The 10,043-nt window shown below is 68.7% G+C and carries 12 protein-coding genes; 10 read left to right on the top strand and 2 right to left on the bottom strand.

The window, feature by feature from the left end; genetic code table 11:
- Positions 1-333 (bottom strand): flagellar motor switch protein FliN (gene fliN / locus ACY3GB_RS05460; RefSeq protein WP_463087856.1); only part of this gene is annotated, 333 nt, incomplete at its 3' end.
- A gap of 15 nt (positions 334-348) precedes the next feature.
- Positions 349-1,191, bottom strand: a complete 843-nt coding sequence (locus ACY3GB_RS05455) for a FliM/FliN family flagellar motor switch protein (RefSeq protein WP_463087855.1) — start codon at positions 1,189-1,191, stop codon at positions 349-351.
- 228 nt (positions 1,192-1,419) lie between these two features.
- Between ACY3GB_RS05455 and ACY3GB_RS05450 the strand changes: the two genes are divergently transcribed.
- The 10 genes from ACY3GB_RS05450 to ACY3GB_RS05405 all read left to right on the top strand — a co-directional run bounded on the left by ACY3GB_RS05450 (position 1,420) and on the right by ACY3GB_RS05405 (position 10,037).
- Positions 1,420-1,761, top strand: coding sequence for a flagellar hook-basal body complex protein FliE (locus ACY3GB_RS05450; RefSeq protein ID WP_021477812.1), 342 nt, complete (start codon positions 1,420-1,422; stop codon positions 1,759-1,761).
- A 13-nt stretch (positions 1,762-1,774) separates the two neighbouring features.
- Positions 1,775-3,448, top strand: a complete 1,674-nt coding sequence (gene fliF / locus ACY3GB_RS05445; RefSeq protein ID WP_463087854.1) for a flagellar basal-body MS-ring/collar protein FliF — start codon at positions 1,775-1,777, stop codon at positions 3,446-3,448.
- A complete protein-coding gene (locus ACY3GB_RS05440; RefSeq protein WP_021477814.1) occupies positions 3,432-4,490 on the top strand; it encodes a flagellar motor switch protein FliG in 1,059 nt (352 codons plus the stop codon). The genes fliF and ACY3GB_RS05440 overlap by 17 nt, the downstream gene beginning before the upstream one ends.
- A complete protein-coding gene (fliH, locus tag ACY3GB_RS05435) occupies positions 4,487-5,158 on the top strand; it encodes a flagellar assembly protein FliH (protein ID WP_463087853.1) in 672 nt (223 codons plus the stop codon). Before ACY3GB_RS05440 ends, fliH begins: the two co-directional genes overlap by 4 nt.
- 3 nt (positions 5,159-5,161) lie before the next feature.
- On the top strand, positions 5,162-6,475 hold the full coding sequence (gene fliI / locus ACY3GB_RS05430; protein WP_463087852.1) for a flagellar protein export ATPase FliI: 1,314 nt from the start codon (positions 5,162-5,164) through the stop codon (positions 6,473-6,475).
- On the top strand, positions 6,472-6,903 hold the full coding sequence (fliJ, locus tag ACY3GB_RS05425) for a flagellar export protein FliJ (protein WP_343479243.1): 432 nt from the start codon (positions 6,472-6,474) through the stop codon (positions 6,901-6,903). The genes fliI and fliJ overlap by 4 nt, the downstream gene beginning before the upstream one ends.
- 85 nt (positions 6,904-6,988) lie before the next feature.
- Complete coding sequence (gene fliD, locus ACY3GB_RS05420) at positions 6,989-8,341, top strand: flagellar filament capping protein FliD (RefSeq protein WP_463087851.1); 1,353 nt, start codon at positions 6,989-6,991, stop codon at positions 8,339-8,341.
- Between the two features lie 25 nt (positions 8,342-8,366).
- Positions 8,367-8,759: a flagellar export chaperone FliS gene (gene fliS, locus ACY3GB_RS05415; protein ID WP_166438216.1), complete on the top strand. Its 393-nt coding sequence runs from the start codon at positions 8,367-8,369 to the stop codon at positions 8,757-8,759.
- Positions 8,746-9,033 (top strand): hypothetical protein, encoded by a 288-nt coding sequence (locus ACY3GB_RS05410; protein WP_463087850.1) that lies wholly within the window; start codon positions 8,746-8,748, stop codon positions 9,031-9,033. The genes fliS and ACY3GB_RS05410 overlap by 14 nt, the downstream gene beginning before the upstream one ends.
- Positions 9,030-10,037, top strand: coding sequence for a flagellar hook-length control protein FliK (locus ACY3GB_RS05405; RefSeq protein ID WP_463087849.1), 1,008 nt, complete (start codon positions 9,030-9,032; stop codon positions 10,035-10,037). Before ACY3GB_RS05410 ends, ACY3GB_RS05405 begins: the two co-directional genes overlap by 4 nt.
- Positions 10,038-10,043 lie beyond the last annotated feature (6 nt).

Genomic DNA, 10,043 nt, shown 5'->3' with positions numbered 1-10,043 from the left:
GTCCAGCTGCAGGTCGTTCAGTTCCACCACCCGCAGGCCGTAGTTGTCGCCGGACACCACCACCTCGGCGCGGCCGATTACGGTGCCGTTGACCTTGATGTCCAGCGGTTCGCCGGCGATCTTGTCGAGCTCCACCACCGATCCGGCGCCGATCTGGCACAGGTCGGCCAGGCTGATGTCGGCGCTGCCGACTTCCAGCGTCAGCTTGACAGGAATCTTGCGCAGGAAGGGCGTCATGTCGCGCGGGGCCGGCGCGGGTTCGGCGGCGGCTGGCGCGTCGGCGTCCAGGCCGTCCAGGATGCCGTCCAGGTCGAAGTCTTGGTTCTGTTCCATTGCGGGTTCCTTGGTTTATTCGATGTCGGCGAAGCCGGACAGGCAGAGCTTGCCCTGGCGCTCCACCACCTGGGCGCGGAACAGCGGCGAGCCCTGGGCGCAGACTTCGGCGTGAGGCTGCATGGCGACGGGCAGCACGCTGCCCGGGCGCAGGTCCAGCACCGCGCCCAGCGGCAGCGCCTGCTCCAGCAGGCGGGCGTCCAGGCGGATGCGCAGCCGCTCGCTGAAGTTGGCGCAGTCGGCGTTGCCGCCCAGTCGCTGCCGCTGGCCGGACAGGTTTTGCAGCAGGGCGTCGAAGGCGGCGGCGTTCAGCCGCAGGCGCAGCGTGCCCAGCTTGGCGTCGCCGTCGCTGAGATCCACTTCCAGCTGCCAGGCGGATTGGGCCGGATAGCCGAGCGCTTGCGGCTTGGGTGCGTCCGCCTGCGGGGCATGGCCCAGTTGATGGATGGCGCGGGCCAGGCGCGGCAGCAGCCGCTCGGCCAGCGTGCGGGCCAGGCGGCGCTCGGTTTCGGTTTCGGCCGGCAGTTCGCCGTCCGGCGCGGCGGCGCGGGCGCCGAAGCGGTAATCGAGTATGCCCAGCAGCAGGCCGCGGTCGAAATGGCTGCCCAGCTGCCAGTCGTCCAGTCCGTGCCACTGCCAGCGCAGCTCGTCGGCGGCCGGCAGCTGCTGGCGCAGCGCGTCGATGCGGAAGCCGGCGTGGTAGCGGCGGTTCAGCTCGCGTTCGAGAAAGTCATCCAGTTCCTGCCGCAAGGCTCGGGCAAACAGCGGCAGCAGGTGTATCGGGCGGCCCAGCGTGCGCAGGTCCAAGGCCTGCAGGCGGGCGCCTTCCTGCGGTGCGATGATTTTGGCTTTGGGCATCGGAGCTTCGTTATCGTGGCGGGCGGCTGCGCGGCAGCCCCCGGCTATTGCTGGGAGTGTGCATCTTACTGGCTGTCCGCCAACGGTAAAGGGGGAAAATTCACGGCTGGGAATGTGAAAAATACCATCGGTATGATAAAGCGGTGAGTTTAAAATCCGCCAGCCTGCATTTAACAAGCGCTGCAGGTTGACCGAGTAGTTTCGAGACCGCTTTTCTAAGGATGAACGATGGCCACCAATCTGGGCTTGATGATCCACGCCGACCGCAGCCAGTTGCTGGGGGAGATGGCGAAACTGGGGCAATCCGCCCCCGCGCCTATCGCCGCGCAGGAAGAAGCCCCCGCCGCCGGCCATAGCTTCAGCCAGTCTATGATGTCGGCCGTGCGCGACGTCGATCAGCAGAACCGCCTCGCCGCGGAGAAGATGACCGAGGTGGACAGCGGCCAGAGCGACGACCTGGTCGGCGCGATGCTGATGAGCCAGGAAGCCAGCCTGTCGTTCTCGATGCTGATGCAGGTGCGTAACAAGGTGGTCGGCGCGGTCGACGATCTGATCAAGATGCAGCTGTAAGCGGGAGCCGACTGTGGTCAAACAATTGCGCAGCGGCCTGGCCGCGGTTCAACAAAGAATGGCGGGCCGCCAGCTGGTGCCCGCCAACGCCTGGCGCTACCTGCTGCCCATCGTGCTGTTGGCCATCGGCCTGAGCGTGGTGGCCACGCTGTGGCTGTGGCGCGACGACTCCAGCTATCGCCCGGTGTTCGGCGCGCAGGAGAAAGTGAGCGGCGCCGACATGATGGCGGTGCTGGACGCCGAAAAGATTCCTTACCGCGTCCATCCGCAGACCGGCCAGGTGCTGGTACCCGACGGCGATCTGGCCCGCGCCCGGATGCAGCTGGCGGCCAAGGGCGTGGTCGCCCAGCTGCCGGCTGGCCTGGAGCTGCTGGACAAGAACGATCCGCTGGGCGTCAGCCAGTTCGTGCAGGACGTGCGCTTCCGCCGCGGCCTGGAGGGCGAGCTGGTGCAGAGCATCCAGGCGCTCGATCCGGTGCGCTCGGCGCGGGTGCACCTGTCGCTGCCGCGCAGCACTTCTTTCGTCACCGCCGGCGGCGAGAAGGGTTCCGCCTCGGTGGTGGTGACGCTGAAGCCGGGCCAGCAGCTGTCCAGCGAGCAGATCGCCGCCGTGGTCAAGCTGGTGGCCGGCAGCGTGGCCTCGCTCGATCCGTCCCAGGTGACGCTGGTCGACCAGGCCGGCAACCTGCTGTCCGCCCACGTCGACCTGAGCGACGGCGGCATCGCCGGCAACAACAGCGAGGCGTCGCGCCGCTTCCGCGAGGAGGCGCTGCAGAACGTGCGCGACCTGCTGACCCCGGCGCTGGGCGCCGACAACTACAAGGTCAGCGTCACCGCCGACGTCGACAACGACCGCGTCGAGGAAACCCGCGAGAAATACGGCGAGGCGCCCAAGGTCACCAACGAGGCTTCCCGCGAGGAGACCAGCACCGAGCGGATGGCGCTGGGCGTGCCGGGCTCGCTGAGCAACCGCCCGGTCAACACCGATTCCTCGTCCCCGGCCGCAGACAAGGCCGGCAACAGCAAGAACGCCGTTACCCGCCAGTACGCGTACGACCGCAACATCACCAACATCAAGCGCGCGCGCGGCACGCTGCGCCGCCTCAGCGTGGCGGTGGCGCTGAACCAGGCCGCCGCTCCGGGCGGCAAGGGCTGGCAGCCGGCCGAGCTGGCCAATATCGACAAGCTGCTGCGCAACGGCCTGGGCATCAACGCCGACCGCGGCGACGTGCTGGCGGTGTCCACGCTGCGCTTCGCGCGGCCGGTGCAGGCGGAGCCGTTCTGGGAGCAGCCGGAAACCTGGTTCGAGGGCGCGCGCTGGGCGGTTTACGGCGTGGCGCTGCTGCTGGCCTACCTGTTGCTGGCGCGGCCGCTGCTCAAGCTGGCCCGCCAATTGGCCGAGCGCAAGCTGGGCGATTACACGCCTGACGAGCTGGACGTGACGCCGGACGATCCGCTGCTGGACAACCGTTCGCTGCGCGAAACCGCGACCCAGCGCCAGGCGGCGCTGTCGGCCGCGCCCGGAGACAGTCCGGTGGTGCCGCTGCTGGAAAATTACGACCTGCCGCCCGCCGGCTCGCCGGTGGACGTGATGGTGGAACACCTGAAGGGCCTGGCTGCCAAGGAGCCGGAGCGCGTCGCCGAAGTGGTCAAGCAATGGGTGCAGAACAATGGACGCAAACAATAATCCGGCGCCGGAATCCCCGGCCTACATTCCGCCTTCTCCGCCGGCCGGCAACGGCCAGATGAGCGCCATCGAGCAGGCCGCGGTGCTGCTCTTGTGCATGGGCGAGGAGCCCGCCGCCGCGGTGCTGCGCTGCCTGAGCCGCGAGGAGCTGCTGCAAGTGACGCAGGCGATGTCCGGCATGAGCGGCATCAAGGTGGACGCGGTGAGGACGACGATGCAGCGCTTCTTCGACGAATACCGCGAGCAGAGCGGCGTGCACGGCGCCAGCCGCAGCTTCCTCAAGCGCTCGCTGGAGCTGGCGCTGGGCGGCGACATCGCCGGCAGCGTGCTGGACACCATTTACGGCGACGCGATCCGTCCCAAGATGGCGCGGCTGCAATGGGTGTCGCCGCAGTGGCTGGCCGACCGCATCGCCGCCGAGCACGTGCGCATGCAGGCCGTCTTCCTCGCCTTCCTGCCGCCGGCGCTGGCCGGCCAGGTGGTGGAGGCGCTGCCCGAGGCCAGCCGCGACGGCGTGCTGGTCAACGTCGCCCGCCTGACGGACGTGGACCGCGAACTGCTGAACGAGCTGGACGAACTGGTCAACCGCTGCCTGGAGAGCCTGCACACCCAGAGCACCGCGGTGGAGGGCATGCAGCAGACCGCCGACATCATCAACCGCCTGCCGGGCGACCGCAGCCGGATGATGGAGCTGCTGCGCGCGCACGATCCGGAGATCGTCGACGAGATCGAGGTGCGGATGTACGACTTCTTCATCCTGTCGCGCCAGACCGAGGAAGTGCTGATGCGCATCTGCGAGGACATCCCGCTGGAGCAGTGGGCGATCGCGCTGAAGGGCGCCGAGCCCGCGGTGCGCGACGCCATCATCCAGACCATGCCGCGCCGCCAGGCGCAGAACTTCGAGGCCACCATGCGCCGTTCCGGGCCGGTGCCCAAGAGCCGCGTCGAGGAGGCGCGCCGCGACATCATGGCCCAGGTCAAGCAGCTGGCGGACGCCGGCGAGATCGACCTGCAGCTGTTCCCTGAGGAAGTGGTCGAGTGAAGCACTGGCGCCCCTTCCGATTCCCGCCGCTGATAGACGGCGCGCCGCTGGCGCCCGACGCCGCGGCCGAAGTGCAAGCCTCGGCCGCGGACGGCTTCCGCCAGGGCATGGATGCCGGCTACCGCGAGGGCTTCGACAGCGGCGAGGCTGCCGGCCGCGACGCCGGCTACCAGGCAGGCCTGGAGCAGGGCCGCGCCGAAGGCGTCGCCGCCGCGCGCGCCGAGACGCTGGCCGGGCTGGAAACCCTGGGCGCGCCGCTGGCGGCGGCCATCGAACAACTGAGCAAGCTGTGCCGCGACTACCAGGCCGCGCAGCGCGACGAGGTAGTGGACCTGGTGGCCAAGGTGGCCCGCCAGGTGATCCGCTGCGAGCTGGCGCTCAAGCCGGTGCAGATCCTCGACCTGGTGGAGGAAACGCTGGCGGCGCTGCCGCAGGGCGCCCACGCGCAGGGCGAGGCGGAGGTGTTGCTCAATCCGGAAGAGTGCCAGCGCATCCGCGAACTGGCGCCGGAACGCGCCGCGCAATGGAAGCTGAGCGCCGATGCGTCGCTGGCGCCGGGCGAATGCCGGGTGCGCGGCGCCGAGTTCGAGGCCGACGCCGGCTGCCAGCAACGGCTGGAGCATTGCGTGGACAGCCTGCGCGAACAGCTGCAAGCGGAAGAGGGCTAAGCGATGCTGCGTCAGGCCCTCAGCCAGCTTTCCGTGCCGGACGCGCCGGTCGCCACCGTCAGCGGCAAGCTGGTGGGCGTCAACGGACTGCTGCTGGAAAGCGTGGGCTGTCCGCTGCACACCGGGCAGCGCTGCCTGGTGGAAACCGCCGGCGGCGGCTGGCTGCAGGCGCAGGTGGTGGGTTTTCGCCGCGAAGTGTCGTTCCTGATGCCGTTCAAGAAGCCGGTCGGCCTCGCCACCGGCGCGCGGGTGCTGCCCGCGCCGGACAATGGCGGGCTGATGATAGGCGACGGCTGGCTCGGCCGCATCGTCAACGGCCTGGGCGAGCCGCTGGACGACAAGGGCCGCCTGGGCGGCGACGCGCCGCTGGCCGCGCATCCGCCGCAGGTCAATCCTTTGAGGAAGAAACCGGTCGACCGGCCGCTGGATGTCGGGGTGCGCGCGATCAACGGCCTGCTGACCATGGGCCGCGGCCAGCGCGTCGGCCTGTTCGCCGGCTCCGGCGTCGGCAAGAGCGTGCTGCTGGGCATGATCACCCGCCACACCGAGGCTGAGGTCGTCGTCGTCGGCCTGATCGGCGAGCGCGGCCGCGAAGTGCGCGAGTTCGTCGAGCACGCGCTGGGGCCGGAGGGGCTGGCCAAGGCGGTGTTGGTGGTGGCGCCGGCCGACGAGTCGCCGCTGATGCGGCTGAAGGCCACCGAGCTGTGCCACACCATCGCCGCCCATTACCGAGACCGCGGCCGCAACGTGCTGCTGCTGGTGGATTCCCTGACCCGCTACGCGATGGCGCAGCGCGAAGTGGCGCTGGCGCTGGGCGAGCCGCCGGCCACGCGCGGCTATCCGCCGTCGGTGTTCGGCCTGCTGCCCAGCCTGGCGGAAAGCGCCGGCAACGGCGAGGGCGGCGAGGGCAGCATGAGCGCCATTTACACCGTGCTGGCCGAGGGCGACGACCAGCAAGACCCGGTGGTGGACACCGCCCGCGCCATTCTGGACGGACACATCGTGTTGAGCCGGGAGCTGGCCGAGCGCGGCCACTACCCGGCGATAGACATTTCCCGTTCGGTCAGCCGCTGCATGAGCCAGCTGATCGACGGCGGACACGCCGCCGCCGCGCGCGACGTTCGCGGCGCCTGGAGCCGTTACCAGGAAGTGCGCGGCCTGCTGCCGCTGGGCGCTTACGTGCCGGGCGCCGATCCGGCCACCGACCGCGCGTTGCGGTTGCAGCCGCGCATCGAGGCGCTTCTTTGCCAGGGCGCCGGCGAGGCCGCGCCCTATGACGACACCCTCAGGCAATTGCAGGAGCTCGCCGGCGCATGAACCAACCGATACGACAACTGGATCTGCTGCTCAGGCTGCGCGAACGCGACGGCGAGAGGCTGGAGACCGAGCTGGCCGCCAAGCGGCGGCTGCAGGAGCGCTACCGGCGCAATATCGAGCGCCTGGACCAGCTCAGCGCGGCCAGCGGCCCGAGCGCCGCGGCCGGCCACCCGGCGCTGGCGCTCAATTGCGCCGGCTACAAGAGCCATCTGCTGGGCCTGCGCCAGTCGCAGCAGCAGGACTTGCAATTGGCCCAGGCCGACGCCGAAGTCAGCCGCTCGCGCTTGCAGGACGCGCGCCGGCGGGAAGAGCAGGTCAAGCTGCTGCGAGAGGAGAAGCTGCTGGAATGGCGGACCGAGCAAGGGCGGGCGGAGCAGAAGCGCACCGACGAGACCGCCGGCCAAGCCTGGCTGAGAGGGCGCGGCTAGTGGTGAATATTCACGTCGTTTCAGTCGTGGCGGGCGATGGTCGCCTTGCATCGGTACATACCGTTAGCGGACGAAAGGAATACTGATGGCGATCGACTTCAACGCGGTGCCGCCCTCCACTTGGGCGGAAAACCTGGCGCGCAAGCAACTGAGCAAGCAGCAGGCCCAGCTGGACACCCAGAGCAAGGACGCCAAGGCGAGAACCGACGCGCTGAGCCAGTTGCAGAAAGCGCTTCAGGACTACAAGACCAGCCTGACCACGCTGACCGGCAAGAAGAGCCTGGTGGCGATGAACGCCAGCGCCACGCCGGACGGCATGGCCACCGTCAGCGCCAAGGGCAATGCCCAGGCCGGCAACTACAGCGTGTACGTCGAGCAACTGGCCAGCTCCCAGCAATTGCTGATGGGCGATCTGGCCGGCGCCAGCGCCAAGGCCGGCGACAAGTTCACCGTCAAGCTGGCGGGCGGCGAAAGCTTCGAAGTGGCGCTGGACGGCGCCGACCGCGACAACGACGGCAAGCTGTCGCCCAGCGAACTGGCGCTGGCGATCAACCGCGCCAGCGGCAACGCCGGCAAGGTAAACGCCATGGTGCTGAACAACAATGGCGCCAGCCAATTGGTGCTTTCTGCCGGCAAGAGCGGCGAAAAGAACACCATCTCCCTGGACTTGGCCGGCGTGAGCGACAGTTCCCTGAAAAACGGACTATCCGCGCCCAAGGAGCTGAGCAAGGCGCAGGACGCCGTCGTCTGGCTGGGCGGCAAGGCCGGCGGCGTCAAGTTGCAGCAAGGCTCCAACACCTTCGACAACATCGAGGGCGTCAGCTTCACCGTCAACAAGGTGAGCAAGGACACTGATCCGCCGCTGCAGATTTCCATCAGCCGCGGCGACAGCGACACTACGGCCAACGTCCAGTCTTTCGTCGACGCGTACAACAAGATCTACAAGGCGATTTCCGATCTGTCGCAGCCGGGCAGCAATGGCAAACCGGGCGCGGCCTTCGCCGACGACTCCAGCATCCGCGCATTGAAAAGCCAGCTGAACGCCATCCTGCGGCAATCCTTCGACGGCGTCACGCTGGGCCAGATGGGCATCAAGGCCAGCCGCGACGGCACCCTGGCGCTGGACAGCAAAAAGCTGGGCGACACGTTGAAGGCCAGCCCGGACGCGCTGGACCGCTTCTTCAGCGGCGCCGGCCAGAACGGCGCGCTGAAGCAGAGCGCCGACTATCTGGACAAGTGGCTGAACGGCAGCAACGGCCTGATCAAGCAGCGCCGCGACAGCGAAGACCGCGGCCAGAAGGATCTGACCCGGCGGCAGGACGCGCTGCAGAAGACTTTCGAGCAGACCTACAACCGCTATCTGGCGCAATTCACCAAATTGCAGAGCATGCAGGATCAGATGACCCAGACCATGGGCATGTTCAACTCCAACTTCTGAATCTAAAGAAAGCAGGATCGAAATCGTGGATTACGACGCCTATCGCAGCTACCACGCGGTCAATCTGGAAGCCCAGACCGGCGCCGCCAGCCAGGTGGAACTGGTGCTGGTGCTGTTCGACGGCCTTCTTGAGGAAATCGCCCGCGCCCGCGGCCATTTGCAGCAGCAGCGCTTCGAGCAGAAGGGCGAGAGCATCAGCAAGTGCATCAACATCCTCAACGGCTTGTCCAGCGCGCTGGATTTCGAAACCGGCGGCGAGGTGGTGACCAATCTGGCGCGGCTGTACGACTACTGCGCCCATCGCCTGTACCAGGCCAGCGTCGAGCTTGACGCCGTGGCGCTGGACGAGGCGGAAAAGCTGCTGGTCACGCTCAAGGGCGGCTGGATAGGCGTGCGGGACCAGCATGCCGCGGCCTGAGGTCGAACGCTGGTGCCAGGCCATCGCCGATGCGGCGGAGCGGCGGGACTGGGACGCGTTGACGGCCATGGACGCGCGGCTGCGCCGGCTGTTGGCCGAGTCCGGACTGAGCCTGGACGCGGATGACAGGGCGGCCTTGTCGGCCGCCTACCGCGCCGCGCTGGCCGTGAGCGGAGCCGAGCTGGACGCGTTGAGCGCGAAGATGGCAGAGGCGGGACAACAGCGCGAAGGCCGTCTGGCCTACGCGCAATTCAGTGAATGGGAACAAGCATGAGCAGAGTGGCGCCGCCGCAATCCGCGCCCGTTTCCCCCGTCCAGGCGGGGAGCGGCGACGCAGCAGTCAGTCAGGCGATGGACGACCTGTCGTGGATGAGTGCCGATCCGGCGGCGGGCTTCGCCGACGCGATGTCCGACGCCGGCGCGCGGCAGTCGCCGGACATCGAGGAGGCGGCGCAAGAGCCGGCTTTCTTGGCGGATGCGGTTCGCCAAGGCCTGCCGGCCATGCCGGCGGCTGTCGATCAGAATGCCGCGGTTGGCGGCGGCGAGGACGAGAAGGCGCGCCAGCCGGTGGATCAGGCCGCGCTGAGTCCGGCGTTGCAGCCGCAAACCTGGCAGGCCTTGATGCCGCGCCAGGCGGCGCCTACGGCGGATGCCGAAGCGCCAGCGGACGCGGGCAAGGTTGCCGCGTCGGTTCCGGATGCCGCACCAGCGTCTTACAAGCCGGCCGACAAGGCCTTGCAGGCTCAGCCGGCGGATCTGGCCATGCCGCGCGAAGCCGCGCCGCGTCTGGACGGCATCGCCGCGGTCTTGCCGCCGGCTCATCCGGCCGATGCCGCCAAACCAGCGGAAAGTTTCAGCCTGGCCTTGCCGCCGGCGCAGCCGGAGAGCTGGAGCGGCAAGCTGCAGGCGGCGCTGGGCGAGCGCGTGCAACTGATGCCGAGCCAGAACATGGACCGCGCGACGCTGCGGCTGGACCCGCCGTCGCTGGGCACGCTGGAAATCTCGCTGCGCCACCAGGCCGGCGCGCTGGTCGTGGAGCTGACCGCCTCGCATGGCGAGGTGGTGCGCCAGTTGCAGGGCATAGGCGACGCGCTGCGCCAGGATCTGGGCAGCCGCCAGTACACGCAGGTGGCGGTGGAAGTGCGCGAAGGCATGCCGTCCGGGCAGGGTCAGGGCGGCCGCCAGGGGCGCGAACAGCAGGCCCAGCAGCAGCCGGGCCGGGCGCTGAGCGAACAGGGCTGGCAGACGGCCGGCTCGTTTCAATTGGATCAGGGCTGAGACAGC

The organism is Chromobacterium sp. Ag138, assembly GCF_055181315.1.
The sequence above is the reverse complement of the archived record's forward strand: the minus strand, read 5'-3'. Positions and strand labels throughout refer to the sequence as shown.